We start from the raw sequence: 22,915 nt of genomic DNA on the forward strand, positions 1-22,915 counted from the left end.
AGTATCCCGTTCCCCACGTTATTTCTAACCTAAAAGCGACATAATAAGATAAGACAATGAAGAAATTATATATTACCCTTAGTTTTATGCTCGCCACTATGGCAGTAACGGCACAGGATAACACCGACCTGGAAGCAGCCGACAAGCTGTATGCCCGTTATGAATACGTGGATGCAGCCAAGGCCTACGAAAAGCTGGACAAGAAAGACACCTATGTTTACGGGCAGATAGCCGACAGCTACTACAATGTATTCAACAGCAAGGAAGCCGTGAAATGGTACCCAAAAGCCATTGAAGGCAGTACGGATGCCGAAATATACTGGCGCTATGCCCAGATGCTAAAGGCCGAAGGCAAGTATGAGGAAGCCAACGCACAAATGCAGAAATTTGCATCAATGGCAGCGGGTGACCAAAGGGCTGTGGAGTTCAAAAAAGACCCGAACTACCTTCCTAAATTAAGGAACCAGGCGAAGCTTTATGATGAGAAAGCGCTGGATATCAACGACAAGAAATACGGCTCTTTCGGGGCAGTGCTTGCCGATGACAACACGTTATACTTTACCAGCGCAAGGAACACCGCAAGAAGGACCTACGGATGGAGTGAAGAGCCTTTCCTTGACATGTACACGGCAACCTACAATGCCAACGGTACCTACAGCGAGCCGGCACTATTGCCGGAAGTGAACAGCCGCTACCATGACGGGCCTGCATCGGTAACCGCCGATGGGAACACGATGTACTTCTCGAGCGAGAGCTTTAAGGAGCGCAAGCAGTACGAAAGGGACAAGGAAAACAACCTTAAGCTTGGTCAGGTCTATTTGTATGTAGCTACCAAAGAGAATGGCAAATGGGGCAATATAGAACCCGTACCGTTCAACAACCAGAAATGGTCAACAGGCAACCCTGCTATCAGTAAAGACGGCAAGACATTATACTTCTCATCAGACAGGGAAGGCACACTGGGTGGCAACGATATCTGGAAAGTAGAAGTGACGGGCAAGAACACGTATGGCGAGCCGGTGAACCTTGGCCCGAAAGTGAACACCACAGGACGCGAGAGCTTCCCGTTCATCACCGATGACAACAAACTGTTCTTCTCTTCCGACGGCCACAAAGGCTTTGGCTCACTGGATGTATTTATGATCGACCTGAATAAAGGCACCGATGCCATCAACGTAGGGGCTCCTGTAAACGGACCTAAAGATGACTTCGCCTTTACCTTCAATACCAAGAACAACATTGGCTTCTTCTCCTCAAACCGTGACGGGTTCGACAAGATCTACAGCGCAACACCATTGTGTGCAGTAGAAGCGATCGTACAGGTAAGAGACAAAAAGACCATGCAGCCAATTGCGGGCGCAAGGGTAGCGATACTTGACGAAAAGAACAATGTTATTGAAACCAGGACAGCCGATGCCAAAGGTATGGTGACCTACAATGTAGACTGCAACAGGGGCTACGGGCTTCAGGGCAGCATGGAGAAATACAGCAACGGCACAGCGAAGATACCTGCGGGCAAAGGCCCACAGGCTAACATAAACCTTGATCTTGAGCCAATACAGGATATCGTGACCCCGGTAGCAGTAGTGCTTAATGAAATCTATTTCGAATTCAACAAAAGCAACATCACTAAAGAAGCTGCTTTCGAACTTGACAAGCTAGTGGAAGCAATGAAAGCTAATCCTGAAATGGTTATCATGGCTAAATCGCACACGGATAACCGTGGCAGTGACAAATACAACATGGCGCTATCGAACCGCAGGGCGAAATCAACCGTACAGTATGTGATCTCCAAAGGCATCGCCAAAGAGCGCATCTCCGGCGAAGGCTATGGTGAGAGCCAGCCTAAGGTTGCCTGCACCGAATGTACCGAAGAGCAGCACGCACAAAACCGCCGCTCTGAGTTCATTATCGTGAAGAAATAAGCTTTACAAACCAACCAATACCTTAAAGCGGTTCCATACGGAGCCGCTTTTTTTTGTAGCCTCACCCCTCCCGATAGCTATCGGGACCTCTCCGAAGGAGAGGGGCAGCTTCACTCGGGCGGAATACATGACTATAATTATCTCGTAAATATGAAGTTTACGCAATTATGTAACTGCGTGAGCGATGGGAGCGGCATCCTGCCTGAGGAACGAAGGCAGATACAGCGGACAGCGCGGCCAAGCGTTGGCAGTAGCAGGGGAGGGACACGCCCAAATATAAAAGCTACTCGTTATCGCTTTGGTACCACTCGGCGAAGGAAGTTTCGGTTTCCTGGAGCCTTAGGGAATAGAGGCTGATGGAGGAGGGCAGGCGTTTTTTGATCTTATCGGCAAAGTCGATGACCATGTTTTCGCTGGTAGGCTGGTAGTCTACAAGTATGACATCATGGCCCCGGTCTTTCAGTTCGTTAGCGAGTTCAATATGCGGCGTGTTTTTGTTGAACACGGTGGCGTGGTCAAAAACATCTACAATCTCCTCTTTCACGATCTTTTTAAGGTCGCCGAAGTCGATAACCATACCGAATTTCACATTACCGGAGTCAGTGATGGGCGTACCAATAACCGTTACAGAAAGTTTATAGCTGTGGCCGTGCACGTTTTTGCATTTCCCATCATAGCCGTAAAGGGCATGGCCTGTTTCGAAACTGAACTGCTTGGTAATCCGTATCCTGCTCATCGTACTTGTATTAAGGCTGCAAATTTACTAAATAATATCCATATTGCAGGCTAATGGTTTTCGGGGTATCTTTGGCAGGCTAATAATAATGGTATGGACGAATTGCAACTGAACCCGCTGTATGAAACGGTTATTGACGAACTGATGAGTCAGAAATACAGTATTGTTGACAATTTCTTTTCGAAGGAAGAAGTGCTTGCATTGCGCAAATCGCTGCTGGCAAAATATGAAGAAGACCGCTTTAAGAAGTCGGCCATCGGCAACCAGGCGAATGAGAAGATCATTGGGGCGATACGCGGCGACTTTATCCTGTGGCTTGATGAAAGCAGTGCTGATACTGCCGAAAAGCAATTCTTCGCAAAGCTTCAGGACTTTACTGATTACCTGAACCGTACCTGTTTTATGGGGATTAATGAGAAGGAATTCCATTATGCTGTATATCCCGAAGGGACGTTTTATAAGCGCCATCTGGATACGTTCCAAAACGACAGCCGCAGGAAGCTTTCGATTGTGTGCTACCTGAACGATGAAGACTGGAAGCCCGAATATGGCGGCGAACTGACTATTTATATTGACGATAACGGCAGCGAAAAACCCATAGACATCTACCCGATGCAGGGCAGGATGGTAGTATTTGAAAGCCAGGTGTTGGAGCACGAGGTAAAGCCCGTTAAAAGGGAGCGTATGAGTATTACCGGGTGGTTAAAGACGCGCGGGTAATTAGCTCTTTGTTATCTCGTCTGAAAAAATTAAATTATTCATTTGTAGAGTTATCGAACCATCCTTCTTCTTTTGTCTTGAAACAAAAGAAGCATCCGCCGCGGCGGACAAGGCTCCAAATATTTCACTTAAAATCTACGTCAGGATTTTTGCATCGCGACCTAAGCCGCGGCTTGCTGCGCGCCGCTTGTGGGTCGCTCTCCTCCTCCCGGCGCTAAATCCTTCCTTGATTTTTACGAGAAATATTTGATGCCGAACTTCACTCGAACCTGCTTACTCTTACGGTTTGCAGATTTTATTTATTCTTGAATTTATTCAGTGCTTCCCTTGTAAAATCAGAAAGCACAAGTCTCCCGGATATCTTTGCGTTATCGGTAAGCAGCGTGTCCCAATGTTCCGTACCCTGCCAAAGCACCTGCTTCATAGCGGTAAGCGCTTCGGGATTATAAGAAGCAAATTTTGACGTGAAAATATCGAGTTCCTTATCTAATTCGCTTATAGTATCAAAAACTTTGGCGTACAGTCCTTTTTCTTTTGCCCAGTAAGCGTTTTTCCATTCGTCGGCAGCCAAGGTCATTTCGGCTAGTGCTGCTTTCCCCATTTTACGCTCTACAGCGGGTGCAATAACAAATGGGCCGATGCCGATGGTGAATTCAGACAGCTTCACAGCACTGTCTACAGTTGCCAGTGCATAATCGCATGCCGCGGCAAGCCCAACACCGCCGCCCACCGCCTTGCCCTGTATGCGGCCTATAGTGAGCTTGGAGCAATTGCGCATAGCATTGATGACATTGGCAAACCCCGAAAAGAAAACAGCACCTTCCTCAAGGTTAGAAACTTCAAGCAGTTCGTCAAAAGATGCGCCGGCACAAAAAGCCTTTTCGCCTTCGCTTTTCAGCACAATGATGTTCACATCAGGATCCTGGCTCAGGGTATTCAGTTCGTCAGTTAATCGCTGCAGCAGCTCTGCAGGGAACGAATTACTGGCCGGGTGTCCGAATTCTACTGTTGCTATTTTGTTTTGTATCGAAGTGTATAGTGAACCATTTGGCCTTGTGGTAACGCTCATAGTGCTGAATTTTTTGTAAAAATACTGGAATTCCACAAAGTTGGGAGCACTTTTTTAAGTTTTGTAAATTGATATTTGGATTTTGGAATTTATTTATACTATATTTGCCCCTGAAATTATTGGGGATGTAGCTCAGCTGGCTAGAGCGCTTGCATGGCATGCAAGAGGTCGTGGGTTCGACTCCCATCTTCTCCACCTTGTAAAATCGTAACAAATTCTTAGTGAATACGTTGCGATTTTTTGCATTTAATATCTGTACGATTCCTGTACGATGAGTTGTAAAATTATTTTTGCGATAGGTTCTCACACTTGTTTTTTTCTAATGCTCGACATAATATGTCATTTAAAAATGGGGTGGGGTAGGCAAAAACACTTCTCTCCAAGCACGTTCTACAGCATGGAGGTTTCAGTGTTATACACACACGAAAAATATAAAAAACGATATAATAGATATATGTACTATTACACCTTATATTCTTTACGATTTTCTAACCTTGAAATCCTTCCTTTTGGGGTGGGTCTAAATATTGGAACACGACTTAAATAACATAGTTATTTCTATATTAGTACAACCTCTACCCATAGGGTTCGGAATTAACTCCTAAAAGTATATATATGAAGATTAAAGTATTACAAGAGCAGCAAATAGATAAGTTGTTAGAGAAACTAAATATTGATTTTGAGCATGAAGTTGTGCCTGTTAAGGTCGAAGATTATTCAAGAGCTAAGCAATGTTACGCTAACGTGACAGAGAAGGTATTGAGAGATGGGGGGAAAATTCACTATGGCTGGTCTGTCCATTTTACTGAGGGAATCATCATTGAAGCTGAAAGGCATGCAGTATGGGAAGATGATAACGAGCAACTGCTTTGTGTCACTCCACATCCAAGTGGTTCCAAAGATGTGATATTTTTAACGGATAACTTACCAGTAGACCCTTCTTTACAGATTGATAATGTAAGGTTAAATATTACAAATAATTCTTTAGTCAATGACTGGATTCACCTTAGCAAAACAGTGGGAGATATATTTTATGGTTATACTGATAGGAAAAACGATGAAGAAGTCATTGCTAACACTAAGATTCTGCATGTAATACAAACTTTAGAAGAATATAGAGGTCTCGTTATTGGACTTATAAAAAAAGGCAGGGCAGAAAAAAGCAATTGCTTTTGCAAAGAAGGTGTAAACGGTAAAAAATACATTCACTGTCATCGAAAATTCATAGAGGCTGAAATTCCAGAACTCATTGCAAGTCTTGCCGAGTTTAAACTTCGATAGCAATTACTTTGTAAAGTCTAACAAAGTTTTAGGCTCTACACCCAATGCATTTGCAATCTTTACAAGTGTCTTAACAGTTGTGTTTATTTTGGCAAGCTCAATCCTTTGGATTTGTATTTTTGGAATTTCACTATCCATCGCTAAATCCTCCTGAGATAAGTTTTTAAGCTCTCTCAGTCGCCTTATATGCATCCCTAAGTCGATAAGAAATTTGTCCTCTGAAACTTCCATATCCAAAGGTCAAAACATTTATATTTGCCTTGGATACATTAAAGTATCCAATTAGACTAACCATAAATTTAATCACTATGAAAAAAATTGTACTCATTCTATCTGCTGTATTAGCGTTCGGTTGCTCAGGTTCTGATGATAGTTCGGATATTAACCAATCAACTAATAACTTCTTTAAGGTTAATAATACTACTTACAGTATTACAAACGCCAACATCAATAAACAGTCATCTGGGGATGGGACTGTATTTTTCATTACTCTAACAAATGCAGAAGTGTCTACCAGTTCAGATGGCATGCACGCAGTTATTCCTGATAACCTAACTCATTTGGCAAGCTTCACCCTTGATATGCATTCTGTGACCAATCAGTTACCAACGGGAACATTTAACTTTCAAGGAGATTATGGTTTTGATGCCTATTCGATTCAGGATAATATTATTGTTGAGGCGGGGCAAATCATCTCTAAAAATGTAGTTTCTGATGAAAGCGACTTTATCAATCAGGATGGGAGAATAATAATTACGAGAACAGGTGATAATTATAATTTTAATTTCAACTTGGTAACTTCATTGGGTTTAATACAGGGACAATACACAGGGGATGTAACAAAAAATTATTAAAAGTTACATGAAAAACTTATATATACTTTTTTGTATTGGAGTCATATCCTGCCAAAAACAACCCAACAATGATTACAACCCAAATGACACAATTATTACAGATTCTATCAAAGTCACGGATACCATTAGAAAAGCAGAAAATCCTACAGGAGGAATGAAATTAGTGCCAATTGTTTATGAACGTGATACAATAAAAGCTGCTATATTAAAAGATGAAGGATTGCGACTTTTACTTAATAAAGAAAATCTACTTGATGCAAAATATAAGACAGAGGAATCCTTAATGTATAATAACCAAGATGCTAATACATGGTATGTTTTAGGCAATATCAACCAGCAGATGAACAAATATGATGAGGCTCTATTTGCATATAAACATGCTATAGAATTAGACCCCGCTCATATTGATGCAATAATGAAATGTGCTATAGTTGCAGGCAAAACAGGAGACCAGTTCTCGGCTTGTGTTTATTTGCATCAGGCTTGTAATTTAGGTGACCCTGAAGCCTGTGAAGGAGTAAGAAAGTATTGTAATAATTAACTTGATTAGCTATGTTCGGATTTTTTAAGAAACCTATTCCTGAAGAAAGACTAACTAAGGAACTTGCAGGAGCAATCCAAAGTACTGTAAATTTAGCATTACTGGAATTCCCTTTGAAGGAAACACAAGGAATATATGTACGTATGGCTATTGATACGTGTAGACAGACTGCACTTGATAGAGCAGGCTACTTAGGGCAAAAATATAACTTAACAGTTTATGAGGTCTATTCGGTTATTGCAAAATGTCATTTTAAAGCCTTGGAGTATTTTTTAGAATAACTGCAAGCGTAAATCTTTGTGAATAACTCATCTAAATTGATGGATTATTTTTTTGTATAGATATTGTGAAATCTATAAATTTAACAGATAACTAATCAACGTTAAAATGAGTAAAAAAGTTTTTATTTCTTATGCATGGGGAGATACATCTCATCAGGAATGGGTCTCGTATTTAGGTACTCGTTTGATGGGTAATACAATTGATGTCGAGTTAGACCAATGGAGTTTAAAAGATGGACATGATATACATGAGTTCATGGAGTCTATGGTTAAAGCCGATGATATTTTCAGAGTTATAGTAATCTGTGATAAGAATTATAAAAGTAAAGCAGATAATAGAAATGGAGGTGTTGGTACCGAAACACAAATAATTACACCTGCAATATATAGTGACCAAAAGCAAGAGAAATTTATACCTATTGTAATTGAAAGAGATGAAGATGGGAAGGCTTATTTACCAATTTATTTAGCTTCACGTAAGTATATTGACTTTTCAAATACTGATGATTTTGAGAAGAGTTATGAAGAATTACTGAGAAATATAATGGAAGCACCTGCATTGCCCAAACCTAAGTTAGGCACTTCAATACCATTATATATAACCCAATCTCCAACGAACGACTCTGACTTGAACTCTATAGTACGAGTATTAGATAGCCAGTTAAAGAAAACTCCTGAGAAAGTAAATTCTTATTTTTCAGATTTCTTAGAGAAATTATTGGAGAAGTTAAAAGACTTTGATTTTAAACCTACAAGTCGTGATTACACTGTTTATGGAGATGAATTGCTTCAAAACTTACTTTCTTATAAAGTAATAAGAAATGATTTTATTGACTGCTTACTAATAGTTACGAAAGAAGAATACAAATTAGATGTTGAGACTATAATAAATTTCTTTGAAAAGTATTTGATTTACTGTCAGTCTACATCTAATATGAATGAAGGATGGAGTCCAAACCATACAGATAATTACAAGATTATTTTTCACGAGTTATTCATTTATACTGTGGCGATTAGTTTAAAGAATAAAAATTATACACTTACATCTGACTTATTACATTCTAAGTATTATGTAGCTAATAGTTATAGGGGAGGAAAGGAAAAGCGATTTACTTTCTTTTACACATGGCATGAGAATCTTGAAAAGTATAATGAAATAAAGTATAAGCGTCAAGCGGCTTTTGGACAGTATATCGTAAGTAATCTACATGAAAAATTATCTAAAGAAGATATTATTTTAGCAGATATTATATGTTACTATATTGGTGATGCATTTAGTATTGGAGACATTACTGACACTTGGTTTCCTACTACTTATGTTTTCAGAAATCCTTATGACGACAAAATGGATTTTTTTAGTAAACTAAGCTCACTTCGTCATTTTGATAAAACTAAAGTCGTTTTTGATGTAAGTACAGTAAATGAATTTAAGGAATTATTGGAAAAATATAAGGAGAGTAAAGAAGGACAGAAAAATGATTATAGTTATAGTTTTCGGGACAGGATTCAATTTTTACATGAGATAATTGATATTGATAATGTTGGTAAAAATAGATAAACAAAACCCACCGCTGATAGGTGGGTTTGTTGTACTTGCTATATTTGACATTCAAGCCCTAAGCAGCTAATTTATTTATTTGGGATGCTTCACAGTCCATCATTTCAGCAAACTTCTCTGAAACTCCTTTTAAAATCTCTCTTTGGGTAGTATCTAAGCCATATTTTACGATAAGGGCTTTAAACTTTCTCTGCCTGTCCTTTCTGACCTTATAACTACGGTCTCTGCTGAGTTTTTTCCAGTAATGTGGATTAGTGTACTCGTTCAGGCTATTTTTGTCTTCAGGGGGCATCTGTACGTTTGTGAAGTCGTCAATTATAGTAAGCTTTTGCAACTCCTCCCACAGAAAGGAATAAATCCTATTGACAATATCTTCTCGTTGCAGGTCTTCAAGGGAAAATATACCAAGTTGTTGGAGTTTTCTCTTAGATATGATTTTTACTTCCACCCGCAGAATATTACCCCTAATTCCATACTGCTTAGATTTGTTGTAAATCTTCAAGGAATAGTCGGTCTTGTGAAACTCCTTGTAATCGCCTTTTCCCCTAAATTTCAGGTCTTTATTATGGCTTTCAGAATCATACATTAGTAGATTGTAATCTAAAAAATGTTGAGGGTCTTTTGATATATGGATATTTAAGCCCAACTCTAAATTAGTTAAGGATGTTTTTTGAAGCCCAAAAGCCTCTATAAGGTGGGCAATGCTTTCACTTGCCGAGCAAAAGCTCAGGTCGTTGTAGTTATGTCCTTTCCCTCCTTTCAAAAGGTTTGTCAACTTATGTATGCTGCCTTTTACATAAGCTCCTTGACAGCTCAATACAACGTCCATGTTGAAGTATTTACCCTTCATCGGGCATTGTGATTCTTCACCTGTAAAAAGGTTAAGAGACGTGCTTAAATCAACAACATGAGTCTTTTTTATGTGATGCTCTAAAATCTCCCTCTCAAGCACCTTAAATCTAATGTTGTCAATCATTATGCTGCTTTTTTAAAGGTTCTTTTTTTAGGTGTCATTGGTATTAAAGATTCCATAATTTCTGACCTCTTATAGTATCTTCTCCCAGCGATTCCATAGACTTTTACCTTTCCATCATTTCTCCAGTGCCATAGAGTTGAATCGTCAATATTCAAAAGTTCACAGACTTCTTTTGGCGTAAGGATTTCTTTCTCTGTACATTGGATACAGGTATTTACAAATTTCTCAAATAGGGCTTGAGCTTTCTGAACGATAAGTTCGGCTAATGTCTCTGGGGACATTTCAATTAACTGCATTTTTGCTTGCATTTTTTAGATTTTTAGAATTATAATGCAAATTTATTTACGATTTTGCGCCCAAGAAGATTACGCCTTGTACCTTTTTGGATACATTATTTATCAAGTGATTGATACTGGAGTTTTAAAATGTTGTAAATAGGCATTCTTTTGGTATCGGACTTAAAATCCTCAAATCGAGGTTTTTCTATACCTATCTCATAAGCTTCATTTAACCAGTTTAACATATCTGTTAGTCTGATAGTTTTATGTATATACCTATCATGTTTCATAGCTTCATACATGAACCTGAAATCTGCCCTACTGGTATCATCCAGTTGAAAATGCTCACGCAATCTTTCCCATAGATAAAAAGCGTTTCCTGAAAAGATTTGACTGTAAATCTCCTCTTTTGGTGGGTCGGATTGTTCTATTTTGGGTTTAGATTCTTTAAAAGGCTCAATAATTTGGTCGTATATGTCACCATATTGCCCAACAAGAGATTTTAGACTGTCCCAATAATTGGAAGAATAGGTTTCAACAATGATTTCCTGTAATCGGTTAAGAGTTCCATCGGTTAGGATTGCTGCTTGTTTCTTTGAGTATGTATCTAAGGTTTGAAGTATTGATTTTAGCAATGATTTAGCTTGCCCGTCTGTTTGAGCCTGATTTATTGATTTCTGAGCAAACTCTAAAAACAGGTTCTGCTCTTCATGTATAAACGAATCATTTATTATGGTCTCAAACTCTTTACAGAGGTTATTATAATCAGGTCTGTCTATCAGGTCTTGATAATTAATATAACTCGTGTAATCGCTATCTTCGTGATTGTTGTTATAATCTTCTTCTGAAATAGGTTCTTCCTCCCAAGTTCCATCTCCAGATGGGAATACATAGCAATAAGAGCGAACTAAGTTTAGTTCGTATTCAATATCAAACCAATTACTGAATCTAAGTATAGTAGTATCAATATTGTATGTGTCGTTAAAAAGGTATCTTTTTCTGTTCGGGGCTTGCCAAAAATCCTCCATTTTATAATATATCAAGTGGTTAATGAAAATGTATGCTCATATCAATTGCGCTATCTTTTCCACTTTTGCCTATGTAGTTCAAAAACATGGCCTCACTACTATGGCCTGTCATTTTTCGTAAAACAGCTGTTGGAATATTTTTAGCATAGTTATTTGTCGCAAATGAGTACCTGCCAACGTGTGATGATACTAATTCGAACTTTGGATAAAAACCTTCTTTGTTTCGATATTTTTTACTCCCTTTTGAGGTCTCAACCTTTTTAGTGCCAAAAACTAAATCTGTAATGTTAGCTTTTTCGCAAAGCTCTTTAAGATAAATATTATACTTCTGGTCAGAAATTTTACGTGGGAACTCGCCATTCCTTTTGTTTAAGATGGTCATAACCTTTGCTGTTAAAGGGATGGTCATTTCATTACCTGTTTTTTCCTGAGTAAATTCTAAGAATGGTCTCAGTTCTCCCTTTGCAACGGTATGCATTTTTATCATGTCGCTTTTAAATCGTAAAAAATCAGATATACGTTGAGCTGTGTTATAACTTATTAAAAACCAGTCTCTAACATTTTCCAAATAGTCTGATAAATTGGTGAGCTCTTCGATACGACTAATTTCTTCAGGCGTTAGATATATAGGGTCTGACTTTTTGTATGAAATTGAGATGGCATCTAACTGGGCGTGTGTTTCAAGACCTAATGTTTTTGCATGACGGCATATAGTCTTGATGTATCGTATAGCTCGTGCAGTAGTATTTTGGCTATAGTCCTCAAGATAGCAATAGTCTTGAAATTCTTTGACAATTAAGAGGCTGAAATCTTTAATATAAACTGTTTTTTTTCTGTAATCTTGAAAACGTTTTACAACCTCCTGAACAACCCTAATTTTTCTTTTGGTGCTTTCGGTTACATTGCTTTTTCTGTAATCAATATAAGTGCTTATATAGCTTACAAGGTCTTTGGGTAAAGCATCAGTTTCATGTCGGGGATTGTAAAAATTATCTATAACTGCTTTTAGCCACTCCTTATTTACAATAGAAGGACTGACAGAATTAAACTCTTTAAGGATATGTCTTTCCAAGTCGTACATCTTATCGTTATTACTCCTTTGCAACTCTACTATTTCAGGGTCTTTGGTTCTCTTATTATGAAGCTTATCCCAGTATTGTTTTGAAACCTCAATTTTGCTCGTTCCTTGATAGACATGGTTTTTCCCTTCGTGGGTAAATAAAAGTCGTACATTTACAAAGGCAACGCTCTTTGTCGAGCGATAGAGGAAGTTTACAGCACTCATACAGCTAAATTTTGTACTGTAAAGATATGAAATCTGTACGATTATCGTACGATTAAGTTCAATTTACATCAAGTTCGTACAATATATTTCACGAATGTTTATCTTTGTAATGTTGATAATGCCTTGAAAATATGTGCATATATGCGTGTTTATGGATTTTGGTGAGGTTGTAAAATTTTACTACAGTACTCCCATCTTCTCCACTTTTAATGAATTTTACGCTTTTTCAAAACAAAGCAAAATCTTCAAAAAGTATCGTAAAACCTGCAAAATCAATGTTTTGCAGGTTTTTTTGTTTTTAATCTACCTGCAAAATTTTCAAAAGTGCACAAAAAGTTTGTGGCAAAATCGTGGCAATTTCATGTCATAGGTAAAATTGCCACAAAAAGGGGGTTAAGCTTTTGATTATCAACCTGTAAAGCGGGTTAACAACTTGACTTAGAGACGCTATAATTCGACCTTTATTAATTTAAAAATGTTGAATTATGTTAGAGCAAAGTTTTGGGCTTACCTTCTTTTTGAAGAACTCATCAAAAGAAAGCAAGGAGCGTATTATTTACCTAAGGGTAACAGTAGATGGAGTTCCTAGAGAAACGTCTACAAAGCGCAAATGGGACGCCACACGCTGGAATCAAAAGTTAGAGCGCGCCAGCGGTACTAAAGAGGACGCAAAAGCTACCAACTTGTTCCTCGATTCATTGGCTGCGAAAGTCAATCAGTACAGGTAACCTCATGTTAGAGGGAGAAACCATTAATGCACAAAAGCTGATCGATTTTATTCTTGGCAAGACGGTGTCCAAAGCTAAAGTTATGGAAGAATTTAGCCTTCATAATAGTGAGGTCTTGGCACTTGTGCCAAAAGAATATTCTAAGGTAACTTACATCCGGTATGAAACGGCAAAAGCGCATGTGCACCAGTTTCTAAGTTTCAAGTATGGGATCGATGATTTGGAGTTCAGGGAACTAAACTATGAGTTTATTAAAGACTATGAGTTTTATCTGAAGACAGTTAAAAATATCAGTAACAATACTACCCTGAAATATATATCGAACTTCAAAAAAATCGTCCTCAGGGCAATTGACAAAGATATTATTACCGTCGATCCGTTTAAGCGGTTTAAAGGGAAGAAGGATAAGATAGTCAAGAGGCCCCTGACTAGGCAGGAACTTTCCGTGCTTGAAAGCCATCCACTGCTTGTTGAAAGGCTGGCAATGGTAAGGGATGTCTTCGTCTTCCAGTGCTATACCGGCCTTGCATATATCGATGTTTTTAATCTTAAGCATTCTGATATCAAGCGTGGCGACGACGGCGACTTATGGATTATCAGTGACCGCCAGAAGACGGGCAGCGCTTTCAATGTGCCGTTATTACCACAGGCGCTCAGGATAATTGAACGCTATAAAGACCATCCCCAGTGCTTGATGCGCAATACAGTCCTTCCGGTAATTTCTAACCAAAGGATGAATGGCTACCTTAAAGAGATTGCAGACCTGTGTGGAATTGAAAGCCAGCTCAACACCCATAAGGCAAGGCGCACCTTTGGCAGTACCGTAACGCTAAATAATAATGTCCTATTCATGTAGTATGGGCAGCATAGCAAGCGACCGTGACCTGCTGATGACCGGGCAGCAGCTCAGCGAGCTTGATGAGGATACTTTTGCAGCAACCGTGGAACAAATAAGGGTATATGCCCGGGTTTCCCCTGAGCAGAAGCTGTAAATTATCAGGATGCTCCAGTCCAGGGGCCATTATGTGGCAATGACCGGTGACGGTGTCAATGATGCCCCATCACTAAAGCGGGCCATCATCGGTATCGCCATAGGTATTACAGGGACCGATGTTTCAAAAGAAGCCGCCCATATGATATTGTTGGATGACAATTTCTCAACCATCATACAAGCGGTCAGGGAAGGCAGATGGTTGTATGACAACAGATTAAAGTTTATAAAGTACCTGATGACCACGAATTCAAGCGAATTGCTACTGGTGTTGGTCGCTCCTCTGATCGGGCTGCCTGTTGCCTTGCTGCCAATACATATCCTTTGGGTTGGATTGCTGATGACAGATGTCGCATTGGCTGCCCAGGCAGGGGCCTTTAAAATAGGCTTTCCGTGGCAGACTACTGTTTTCAATGTTGTAAGCCTCAGCCAAATGGGCCATTTGCTGGCTATATGATCTGAACGGCCTTTTATAAGATCAGGCTTATTCTCAAATATCAGGCTTATTGCTGCCGTGGGGGCCGTTGTCGCATTACAGGCAGTGATCACCTACACCCGGGCATTTCAATCCGTTTTTCAAACACAATCGTTGAGTGTAGGCGAATTCCTGTTTGTCGGCGCAGCATCCAGCATTGTCTTCTTTGCAGTTGAAGCTGAGAAAGCGCTTTCCCGCAGAAAAGGGAAGGTTGACTGAATTATGCACCGATGATCGGGTCGGCCATGACCATTCACCACATGTTGATTCAGGTCATTTCCCTGCATGCGGAATGTAGGGCATTGCATCAGCCCTTTACGCCCAATTTCCTTAATATATCTTCCATAAGGCACCATTTTGTAATGGAGGACTGTAACAGGTTCGCACCTACAAAAGCAGTAAGCCATAGCCAGTCCCGGTTTACATAGATGCTAAGAATAAGGCTGATCAGGATTAGGGTTCCGGCAATGGCACGTATAAAGCGGTTGATCATAGTTTACATGTTTAAGTTAATAGATCGTTCTATATCCAAAACGGCGAGATGTATGTGCGATGCGGTTTCCTGCATTGCATTATGGGTAAGGGCAAGCTCCATAAGAGGAGCTATACTTTCCGGTTTAACGAAAGCATAGAAAAGCACCGACTCTGTTTCGGGGGGTTCTTCAGCAAACTAATTGCTTTCCACGTTATCGTTGCCTATATTGCTAACCCCTTTGACTTCCTGAAATGAATAACTCCTGATATCCGACGTCAGGAGCATTTTTTTAATGTCGGCTTCAAAAGCCAGAATTGCTGTAATAATGAGTAATTTCATACAAAATGATTTAAATGCAGGGATTATTTTTCCCATTTTTTTCTTTCGGTTATGTAGTAAATGATCGGCACTACCAAAAGGGTTAATATAGTAGAGACAATAGCCCCAAAAACCAATGATATTGCCAATCCCTGAAAGATAGGGTCGAATAAAATTATAGAAGCCCCGATAACCACGGCCCCTGTTGTCAGTAGGATAGGGGTCGTCCTTACTGCTCCTGCTTCGATAATAGCCTGTTTAAGGGCTATGCCTTCTTTGAGCCTGATCTCAATAAAGTCGATTAGCAACACGGAGTTCCGCACCATTACCCCGGCAAGAGCGATCATCCCGATGAATGAAGTCGCGGTAAAGAATGCGCCTAACAGCCAATGCCCAAACACGATGCCTATCAATGAAAGCGGTATTGCCATCATCATGACCATCGGGGTTTTAAAATTCTGGAACCAGCCGACGATCAGCATGTAGATAATGACGATAACGACCATAAAGGCAATTCCCAAATCCCGGAATACCTCGAGGGTGATCTGCCATTCGCCATCCCATTTTACAGTATAGTCGCCTTCATCAGCAGGCTGCTCCATATAAAGCCCGTTTATTTTGTAACCTTTGGGCAATTCCATTTTCCGGAGCCTCTCATTCATCCCTAAAATGGCATATACCGGGCTCTCCAACGCTCCTGCCATATCAGCGGTAACATATACGACACGTTTCTGGTCTTTACGGTAAACGGTTTTTTGCAGGGTATCGGCAACTACTGTTACTAAATCGCTTACAGCAACCATATTACCGCGGTTTCCCTTTATTTTAAGGTTTTCTATATCCTGCAATGACGTTTTGTCTTTATCATCGAGAGATAAAACGATACCCACATTGTCATTGGAGTTTTCAATATATAGGTTCGAGACAGGGTATTCTTTGAGTACATACGTCAGATTACCAACAATCTGTTGTGGCGCAATACCGCTTAGCATCGCCTTTTCCTTATCAACTTCGAGTTTGTATTCGGTTTGGTCATCTTCCGCCATCCAGTCTGTATCCACAATATCGGGAGTGGTTTCTAAAATTTCTTTTACCTGGGCAGCTACCTTGATCTGGCCTTCGTAGTCCGGGCCGTATATTTCCGCTACCAGTGTTGACAACACAGGCGGCCCTGGCGGTACCTCAATTACCTTGACATTTGCACCATATTTTTTAGCGATCTTCTGTATTTCCGAACGCACTTTCCCCGCAATGGCATGGCTCTGCATCTCACGGTCGTCTTTGTGCAGGAGGTTAACCTGTATATCGGCCATGTTGCTGCCCCCGCGCAAGTCATAGTGCCGCACCAGCCCGTTAAAGGTAATGGGCGCAGAAGTGCCGATGTAATTTTGGTAATTCACCACTTCAGGAACTCCCGATAAATATTGGGCGATCTCCCGGGTAACGGCCGCTGTCCTTTCTAAGGTAGTTCCCTCGGGCATATCAATGACAATTTGAAATTCGTTTTTATTATCAAAGGGCAGCATCTTCACGACGACCGATTTGGTAAAAAACAGTGTTACCGACCCTAGCAATAATAAGGCGGTTATACCCACCAAAACCCTTCTTTTCCTGCTGCTTTCCAGTAAGGGGCGTTCCAGCGCATTATATATTTTATATATCCGGCTGGTTTCGGGGCCCTGTTGCCTTTTATGCTCCTGCGCGTCTTTTTCCTGCAGCAGATGATACCCAAGATAGGGCGTTACTGTAAGTGCGACAAATAATGAAAGGAGCATGGCAATAGAAGCCCCAATAGGCATAGGGCTCATGTACGGCCCCATCATGCCCGATACAAATGCCATGGGAAGTATTGCGGCAATAACGGTAAAAGTTGCCAGTATCGTAGGATTTCCCACCTCGTTGATGGCATAAATGGCAGCCTGTTTAAAAGGCAGCCGCTTCATCTTGAAATGCCGGTGCATGTTCTCGGCAATAATGATGCTGTCATCTACTACAATACCAACTACGAAAACCAGGGCGAAGAGCGTAATGCGGTTTAAGGTATAGCCTAATAAGTAGTAAGCAAATAAGGTTAAGGCAAATGTCAGCGGTACAGAGAAAAACACAACTAATCCGCCGCGCCAGCCCATTGCCAAAATTACCAGGAATGTCACGGCAATAATTGCAATGCCTAAGTGCAGCAATAATTCACCCACTTTATCCGATGCGGTTTCCCCATAGTTTCGGGTAATCTCAACGTGAACATCATTTGGAATAAGCGTTCGCTGCAAATGCTCTACACGCTCAAGGATCTTTTCGGATATCTTCATCGCGTCGGCCCCTTTGACCTTACCTATGGAAATTGTTACCGCCGGGTACTCTGAAGGTGCCGTTTTTGATTTTTGACTGGCCTTGCCGTAGCCAAAGGAGACGTAGCTGGTTGGCGTAGCCGGACCATCCTGGATTTTAGCGACCTGATTTAAATATACCGGCAAATTAGCATTCACGCCAACTACCAAACGCCCGACGTCTTCCGGGGTTTTTAAGAATTGCCCTGTTGTTACAAGATATTCCTTATCGTGATTCACGAAGCTTCCGGATTGAGAACTGCTGTTGTTCGCCTGGATCATTTGCATGATACCCATTGCGTCGATGCCATTCCCGGCCATTTTATCTTTATCCAAAATAACTTTGACCTCGCGGTTCCTGCCTCCAATTTCTTTGGTGATCGCCACGTCTTTCACTTTCTCAATTTCAGAGGTGACCTCTTCTGCAAGCTGCCGCAGTTGGAAATCGTCGAGCTTTCCGCTCCAGAGCGTCAGGCCCAGCATTGGGACATCATCGATGGACCGCGTTTTTACAACCGGTTTGTAAACACCTTGGGGGAAGATGTTTTCGTGTTTCGCTAATTCGTTATACAATTTTACATACGAGCGCTCGACGTCCTGGCCTACATAAAACTGTACGATCAGCATGGCCCGGCCGTTCATAGCCATGCTGTGTATGTGCTCAACGCCTTTAATATTAGCTATTATTTTCTCTAAGGGCTTTACTACGCGGCTCTCAACTTCTGTCGGGCCTGCCCCGGGATAGCCTACCATAATATCGGCCATAGGCACATTGATCTGTGGCTCCTCTTCGCGGGGGATCAGAAACGAACTGTAGATGCCAATGATCATCAACCCTGCCATAAGCAGGATGGTAAGTTTTGAGTTAATGAAAAAATGGGCGATCTTGCCTGATATACCTTCTTGCATAGTTGTAGTTTTAAGTTTGTGGCGAACCGTTACTGTATCGAAATTTTTGCGCCGTTAAATAGTTTCCCTTCAGCGGAAACTATGTAGTGTTCCCCGGCCCCGAGCCCTGAGAGCACTTCGACCTGGTTCCCGAATGCTCTTCCTGTGCGCAGCCATCTGAGGATCGCAATGTTCCCGCTGCCTATAGTATAGATCCCGGTAAGCTGGCCTTGCTTTACAAGGGCGCTTTCAGGCACCAAAACTGCAGACGAAGCAGTGGTCTCCTTTGAACCAGCTATAGGGAATTGTACGTTGACGAACATTCCGGACAGCACTTTGCCACTTGTATTCGCCAAGTTGATTTTTACAAGGTATTGTGCGCCGGTATTTTTTGAGGAAAGGCTCACTTCAGCTACTGTCCCGTCAACTACTTCCCCGGTGGATTTTACCAGGACTTTCGCAGCCATCCCGTTTCTAATCGAGGTAATATCGGTTTCAGCCACCATGGCGGCTACCTGTAAACGCGAGGCGCCTTCAACGCTTAAAAGCGGCATTCCGGGATTTGCCATATCGCCCTCTTTTACAAATGTATTGGCCACTTCTCCTGAGAATGGCGAAGTTATGCTGGTATAAGAAAATTGCGCCCGGACTTCATTCCTCATTTGTTTCGCGCCTTCCAATGCTGCTTTTGCCATTTCGTAACGGGCGGCCATATCGTCCAGCTCTTTCTGCGAAGCACTTTGCTGGCCGAAGAGCGTCACGAACCGGTCATAATCTTTTTTGGCATTATTGAAAGCGGTTGCGGCTTGTAAGACGGATGCATCTGCCTGTGCTTTTTTCGCCTGCAGATCGGTATTGTTGATGCTTACCAGAAGTTGGCCTGCGCTTACTTTTTGGCCTGCTTTTACATGTACTTTGGTAATATATCCCATGATCCGGGTGCTTACAACAGCACTATTTTCGGCTTCTGTCTTTCCACTTGCGGTAACGTAACGCGTGTTATTCCCGGCTGTAGTTTCGCTCACTTTTACCGGAATCACGGTGACGTGAGTGACACTTTCGTTTTTATCTTTTCCGCATGATACCGCAAGAATGACTGACAAAACGGTAAGAGCTGTAACTATCTTTTTCATTGTTATTTCGTTAAAAATTGTAAGTATCGTTTGTTAAGGCTGTATTCAAAAACGGCTTGAAGGTGCTCCAGTTCCTTTTGGATCATCTGCGATTCGGAGGCTAACAGATCAGTGGTCTTTTCGAGTCCCTGCGTAAAACGGTTCTGCCGGATGCGATACGCCTCCTGAGATTGCTCAAAAGCGAGCTGTGAAAGGCTAACCTTATTCTCTGCATCTTTCAACTGGCGGTTTACCTTCCTTAACTCTAACTGGCTTTGCGCTTTGTATTGCTGCAATTCGATTTCTGATCTTTGGAGATCGGCTTTCGCCTTTTCCGTTTTCCCGATTGTCCTGTAACCGTCAAAAAGGCTCCAGGATAGTTGCAGGCCTGCTGTATAACCATTAGCGCCCGTCCCGAAAAGGCTGCGGTCATACAATTGATAACTTCCGAATGCATTAAGCTTGGGAAAGAAACCCATTTTTGCAGACTGCAGCATTTTTTGATAAGCCTCTGAAGATCTTTCCATAGCCTGGATGTCTTTTCTTTGGCCTGGTAACTGTTCAGAGGTAGTTTCAATGGTGATGGTAGTATCTAATTCTTCAGTGGGTTTATAAATGGCGCCTTTAGTATCTTCATTCATTAAGAAAGCCAGGTAATCTGAAGCATTTTGCACGGCACTTTTGGCATATTGCAATTGGTTGGCTATATCATTCACGCGCACCCGGGCATTCAGGACATCGGTTTTCTGCAAAAGCCCCTGCCTGAAATAATTGCTGACCATCTCTAAGTTGGCCTCCCCGGTAGCAGCGGCTTTTTCCAAAACGTGTATCGCCTTATATGCAAGCTGTAACTGCATGAAAGCCTTGCTGACTTCAAGTTCCAAATGCTCCGTCGTACGAAGCACCTGCAGTTCGGATGCCTGCATTTTCGCTCTGGCAGCCTGCCTTCCATAGAGGCCATCCAGATTAATGAGAGGTTGCAGGATCGCGAATTCTGTAGCGAAGTTTTGCGTTTCCCCCGGATCATTAAGTAACGCAGGATTAAAATCGGAAGCCGTCAGGATCTCCTGATTCAGTTTAGAGCCAAAAGCCATTAAGGGATTCGTGGTTGAAATGGCTGTTGCCGAAGCGCTGATTGTTGGCAAAAAAACAGAATTTGTCTGGCGGTATTCCGCTTTTGAAGCGCTGAATTCCTGTTCTGCGATCTTACGTTGCAGGTTTCCGGATGCCGCTTTCTCCCAACTGTCTTTTTTGGACAATGGAATCGTGTCTTGTGAAAAGCCGTGGGAGGGAAGGGCAAGCAGTGTGGCGAAAATTATTTTCCTTATTTTATCCATCATGGTATTTGTAATGATGAAGCAAAGGTATTGCTGCGGTAGAAGCCAGTCAGTAACTAATGTCACACAACAAAAAATGCCTGATCGCTCAGACATTTAAAATAATCAACTGGACATTATGAATCTATATAGACCGGACATGTATTGTCGGCTCCATGATAACTTTTGACCTGACGGAATTTGAGATCAGGCAGGCAGCCTCTGATTTTCGCAAAACCTTTTCCGCCCTTTCGCGATCTTTACCATCCGCAATAGTTACAGTGGGTTCAAGGATGATCTCGCTCATCATAAATGCGCCATCAACCTGTTCGAGTTTGCCTTTTGCCTTGCAGCTAAAACTTACAAAGGCCAATTTTGAATTTTCGGCTATCGATAAGAAAGTCGTCATCAGGCAGCTGCTTACCGCAGCTGTAAATAAATGTTCGGGCGACCAGATTCCGGGCATGCCGTGGGGAAACTCCGGTGGCGTCGCGACCTCGATGCAGGTTCCGTTCCCGCGATCCAGTTCAGGAGAACACATTACCCCTTTACGTTCTGTGTTCCAGTTTACTTCAACGTTGTAATAATGTGCTTCCATAATTATTGGGTTCTTACTTTTTCTAACGGCAATGGCCTGGTGCAGAAAAACCAGTCATAACAAGTCATTTCGTCCTTGTCTTCCATCCTTTCTTTGGCCACTCCGCAAGATCCGGCTGTTGGCACGATCACATCGTCGCCGGGACGCCAGTCGGCCGGGGTCGCAATGTTATAGGCATCGGCAGTTTGCATCGCTATCAAAGCCCTTTTGAGCTCGTCAAAATTCCGGCCCATCGACAGCGGATAATAGATCATCGCCCGTATTGTGCCTTTTGGGTCGATAAAGAAAACGGCACGTACGGCCTTGGTCGTGCTTTCTCCGGGCTGGATCATCCCGTATTTTTTTGCCACCGTCATACTGATATCTTCTATCAGGGGAAATTTAACTTCGATATTTTTCATGCCCTTGAATTGGATCTTTTCCTTTATGGTCCTTAGCCAGGCGATATGGCTATATAGCCCATCGATGGACAGGCCTACCAACTGGCAGTTCAGTGCCGTGAATTCGGGCTCCATGTGGGCAAAGGTCATAAACTCTGATGTACAGACCGGAGTGAAATCAGCAGGGTGACTGAAGAGAATGATCCATTTTCCCTCATAATCGGCGGGGAAATTAATATCTCCTTGTGTTGTAACTGCTGTGAATGCGGGTGCTTTGTCGCCTATCCTTGGCAATGTAGCGATTTGTTGTTCCGGGTTTTCCATACTATGAACTGACTAAAAACTGTTTAGGGTGTGTTCTTTTGATAATTGTATCAGGTAAAGGTATCTTATCGAATAGCCGATAGCTGTGATATTTATCACTTTACGGTTAATTTTTTCAAATAAAGAGTGCTTGGTTGCCCAAGCACTCTTTATTAAGTCCAAAACAGCCATTAAGGCTTTTTAGCGCAGCATCCAGCCTTTTTTTCTTTGGTGCAGGATCTTTTTTCTGCAGCAGTGCAGGACTTCTCCGTTTTGGCCTTCTTTTTTTGTTTTGGCTTTTCCTTCTCCTGGGCAGTTAGATTCACTGAGAACAGAACGGCTGCCAAAGCCATGATCGAAACAATTTTTTTCATCGTGTATAAATATTAATTACTATTTATTTTATTAGCCATCTATTATTTTTTTTCATCCTGATCGTCAGGTTTCTTTTTTTGCCATTCGAGCCTGTAAA

Annotated in this window: 27 protein-coding genes and 1 tRNA gene; 13 read left to right on the top strand and 15 right to left on the bottom strand. The window is 41.5% G+C overall.

Going from position 1 to position 22,915, the window contains the following annotated elements; genetic code table 11:
* Window positions 1–56: 56 nt before the first annotated feature.
* Window positions 57–1,925, top strand: a complete 1,869-nt coding sequence (locus AAEO56_RS17765) for an OmpA family protein (RefSeq protein ID WP_341698422.1) — start codon at window positions 57–59, stop codon at window positions 1,923–1,925.
* A gap of 283 nt (window positions 1,926–2,208) precedes the next feature.
* Here the strand turns inward: AAEO56_RS17765 and AAEO56_RS17770 are convergent, their stop codons facing one another.
* On the bottom strand, window positions 2,209–2,661 hold the full coding sequence (locus tag AAEO56_RS17770; protein ID WP_341698423.1) for a 6-pyruvoyl trahydropterin synthase family protein: 453 nt from the start codon (window positions 2,659–2,661) through the stop codon (window positions 2,209–2,211).
* A 93-nt stretch (window positions 2,662–2,754) separates the two neighbouring features.
* Between AAEO56_RS17770 and AAEO56_RS17775 the strand changes: the two genes are divergently transcribed.
* Window positions 2,755–3,381, top strand: coding sequence for a 2OG-Fe(II) oxygenase (locus AAEO56_RS17775; protein WP_341698424.1), 627 nt, complete (start codon window positions 2,755–2,757; stop codon window positions 3,379–3,381).
* 295 nt (window positions 3,382–3,676) lie between these two features.
* On the opposite strand, the gene AAEO56_RS17780 is transcribed toward AAEO56_RS17775, so the two are convergent.
* A complete protein-coding gene (locus tag AAEO56_RS17780) occupies window positions 3,677–4,450 on the bottom strand; it encodes an enoyl-CoA hydratase/isomerase family protein (protein WP_341698425.1) in 774 nt (257 codons plus the stop codon).
* Between the two features lie 121 nt (window positions 4,451–4,571).
* Between AAEO56_RS17780 and AAEO56_RS17785 the strand changes: the two genes are divergently transcribed.
* Both AAEO56_RS17785 and AAEO56_RS17790 read left to right on the top strand, forming a co-directional pair.
* Window positions 4,572–4,645: transfer RNA gene (locus AAEO56_RS17785), tRNA-Ala, on the top strand.
* Window positions 4,646–5,065: 420 nt separating this feature from the next.
* A complete protein-coding gene (locus AAEO56_RS17790; protein ID WP_341698426.1) occupies window positions 5,066–5,731 on the top strand; it encodes a hypothetical protein in 666 nt (221 codons plus the stop codon).
* A gap of 3 nt (window positions 5,732–5,734) precedes the next feature.
* On the opposite strand, the gene AAEO56_RS17795 is transcribed toward AAEO56_RS17790, so the two are convergent.
* Window positions 5,735–5,962, bottom strand: coding sequence for a helix-turn-helix domain-containing protein (locus AAEO56_RS17795; protein ID WP_341698427.1), 228 nt, complete (start codon window positions 5,960–5,962; stop codon window positions 5,735–5,737).
* Window positions 5,963–6,039: 77 nt separating this feature from the next.
* On the opposite strand from AAEO56_RS17795, the gene AAEO56_RS17800 reads away from it, so the two are divergent.
* The 4 genes from AAEO56_RS17800 (at window position 6,040) to AAEO56_RS17815 (ending at window position 8,965) form a co-directional block, all read left to right on the top strand.
* Entirely contained in the window at window positions 6,040–6,585 is a 546-nt protein-coding gene (locus AAEO56_RS17800) for a hypothetical protein (RefSeq protein WP_341698428.1), read from the top strand.
* 7 nt (window positions 6,586–6,592) lie between these two features.
* A complete protein-coding gene (locus AAEO56_RS17805; RefSeq protein ID WP_341698429.1) occupies window positions 6,593–7,126 on the top strand; it encodes a tetratricopeptide repeat protein in 534 nt (177 codons plus the stop codon).
* A gap of 11 nt (window positions 7,127–7,137) precedes the next feature.
* Complete coding sequence (locus tag AAEO56_RS17810; RefSeq protein WP_341698430.1) at window positions 7,138–7,407, top strand: hypothetical protein; 270 nt, start codon at window positions 7,138–7,140, stop codon at window positions 7,405–7,407.
* Between the two features lie 106 nt (window positions 7,408–7,513).
* Entirely contained in the window at window positions 7,514–8,965 is a 1,452-nt protein-coding gene (locus AAEO56_RS17815; protein WP_341698431.1) for a toll/interleukin-1 receptor domain-containing protein, read from the top strand.
* Between the two features lie 58 nt (window positions 8,966–9,023).
* On the opposite strand, the gene AAEO56_RS17820 is transcribed toward AAEO56_RS17815, so the two are convergent.
* From AAEO56_RS17820 to AAEO56_RS17835, 4 genes are all read right to left on the bottom strand, one after another.
* The gene (locus AAEO56_RS17820) at window positions 9,024–9,941 is read right to left on the bottom strand and encodes a hypothetical protein (protein WP_341698432.1); all 918 of its coding nucleotides are present in this window, start codon (window positions 9,939–9,941) and stop codon (window positions 9,024–9,026) included.
* Complete coding sequence (locus AAEO56_RS17825; RefSeq protein WP_341698433.1) at window positions 9,941–10,249, bottom strand: helix-turn-helix domain-containing protein; 309 nt, start codon at window positions 10,247–10,249, stop codon at window positions 9,941–9,943. Before AAEO56_RS17825 ends, AAEO56_RS17820 begins: the two co-directional genes overlap by 1 nt.
* An 83-nt stretch (window positions 10,250–10,332) precedes the next feature.
* Window positions 10,333–11,247: a hypothetical protein gene (locus AAEO56_RS17830; protein WP_341698434.1), complete on the bottom strand. Its 915-nt coding sequence runs from the start codon at window positions 11,245–11,247 to the stop codon at window positions 10,333–10,335.
* Window positions 11,248–11,266: 19 nt separating this feature from the next.
* The gene (locus AAEO56_RS17835) at window positions 11,267–12,532 is read right to left on the bottom strand and encodes a phage integrase SAM-like domain-containing protein (RefSeq protein ID WP_341698435.1); all 1,266 of its coding nucleotides are present in this window, start codon (window positions 12,530–12,532) and stop codon (window positions 11,267–11,269) included.
* Window positions 12,533–13,017: 485 nt separating this feature from the next.
* Here AAEO56_RS17835 and AAEO56_RS17840 point away from each other — a divergent pair, with 485 nt between their 5' ends.
* The 5 genes from AAEO56_RS17840 to AAEO56_RS19305 are packed head-to-tail and all read left to right on the top strand — an operon-like array spanning window position 13,018 to window position 14,945.
* The gene (locus tag AAEO56_RS17840; RefSeq protein WP_341698436.1) at window positions 13,018–13,260 is read left to right on the top strand and encodes an Arm DNA-binding domain-containing protein; all 243 of its coding nucleotides are present in this window, start codon (window positions 13,018–13,020) and stop codon (window positions 13,258–13,260) included.
* A gap of 4 nt (window positions 13,261–13,264) precedes the next feature.
* A complete protein-coding gene (locus AAEO56_RS17845; RefSeq protein WP_341698437.1) occupies window positions 13,265–14,116 on the top strand; it encodes a site-specific integrase in 852 nt (283 codons plus the stop codon).
* Between the two features lies 1 nt (window position 14,117).
* Entirely contained in the window at window positions 14,118–14,252 is a 135-nt protein-coding gene (locus tag AAEO56_RS17850; protein WP_341698438.1) for a hypothetical protein, read from the top strand.
* Window positions 14,253–14,261: 9 nt separating this feature from the next.
* A complete protein-coding gene (locus tag AAEO56_RS17855) occupies window positions 14,262–14,708 on the top strand; it encodes an HAD-IC family P-type ATPase (RefSeq protein WP_341698439.1) in 447 nt (148 codons plus the stop codon).
* A 15-nt stretch (window positions 14,709–14,723) separates the two neighbouring features.
* The gene (locus AAEO56_RS19305; protein WP_407934970.1) at window positions 14,724–14,945 is read left to right on the top strand and encodes a cation transporting ATPase C-terminal domain-containing protein; all 222 of its coding nucleotides are present in this window, start codon (window positions 14,724–14,726) and stop codon (window positions 14,943–14,945) included.
* Between the two features lie 88 nt (window positions 14,946–15,033).
* Here AAEO56_RS19305 and AAEO56_RS17860 read toward each other — a convergent pair whose 3' ends face one another.
* The 8 genes from AAEO56_RS17860 to AAEO56_RS17895 form a co-directional block, all read right to left on the bottom strand.
* A complete protein-coding gene (locus AAEO56_RS17860; RefSeq protein WP_341698440.1) occupies window positions 15,034–15,219 on the bottom strand; it encodes a YgaP family membrane protein in 186 nt (61 codons plus the stop codon).
* A 177-nt stretch (window positions 15,220–15,396) separates the two neighbouring features.
* Window positions 15,397–15,540 (bottom strand): hypothetical protein, encoded by a 144-nt coding sequence (locus AAEO56_RS17865; protein ID WP_341698441.1) that lies wholly within the window; start codon window positions 15,538–15,540, stop codon window positions 15,397–15,399.
* Between the two features lie 23 nt (window positions 15,541–15,563).
* Window positions 15,564–18,755, bottom strand: coding sequence for an efflux RND transporter permease subunit (locus tag AAEO56_RS17870; protein ID WP_341698442.1), 3,192 nt, complete (start codon window positions 18,753–18,755; stop codon window positions 15,564–15,566).
* 29 nt (window positions 18,756–18,784) lie between these two features.
* Window positions 18,785–19,867: an efflux RND transporter periplasmic adaptor subunit gene (locus AAEO56_RS17875; RefSeq protein ID WP_341698443.1), complete on the bottom strand. Its 1,083-nt coding sequence runs from the start codon at window positions 19,865–19,867 to the stop codon at window positions 18,785–18,787.
* A 2-nt stretch (window positions 19,868–19,869) separates the two neighbouring features.
* Entirely contained in the window at window positions 19,870–21,183 is a 1,314-nt protein-coding gene (locus tag AAEO56_RS17880) for a TolC family protein (protein ID WP_341698529.1), read from the bottom strand.
* Between the two features lie 124 nt (window positions 21,184–21,307).
* Complete coding sequence (locus AAEO56_RS17885) at window positions 21,308–21,760, bottom strand: OsmC family protein (RefSeq protein WP_341698444.1); 453 nt, start codon at window positions 21,758–21,760, stop codon at window positions 21,308–21,310.
* A gap of 2 nt (window positions 21,761–21,762) precedes the next feature.
* Window positions 21,763–22,464, bottom strand: a complete 702-nt coding sequence (locus AAEO56_RS17890; RefSeq protein WP_341698445.1) for a peroxiredoxin — start codon at window positions 22,462–22,464, stop codon at window positions 21,763–21,765.
* 170 nt (window positions 22,465–22,634) lie between these two features.
* Window positions 22,635–22,817, bottom strand: a complete 183-nt coding sequence (locus tag AAEO56_RS17895; protein ID WP_341698446.1) for a hypothetical protein — start codon at window positions 22,815–22,817, stop codon at window positions 22,635–22,637.
* Window positions 22,818–22,915: the final 98 nt, after the last annotated feature.

The organism is Flavobacterium arundinis (assembly GCF_038289855.1).
In the GTDB taxonomy this organism is placed as follows: Bacteria; Bacteroidota; Bacteroidia; order Flavobacteriales; family Flavobacteriaceae; genus Flavobacterium; species Flavobacterium arundinis.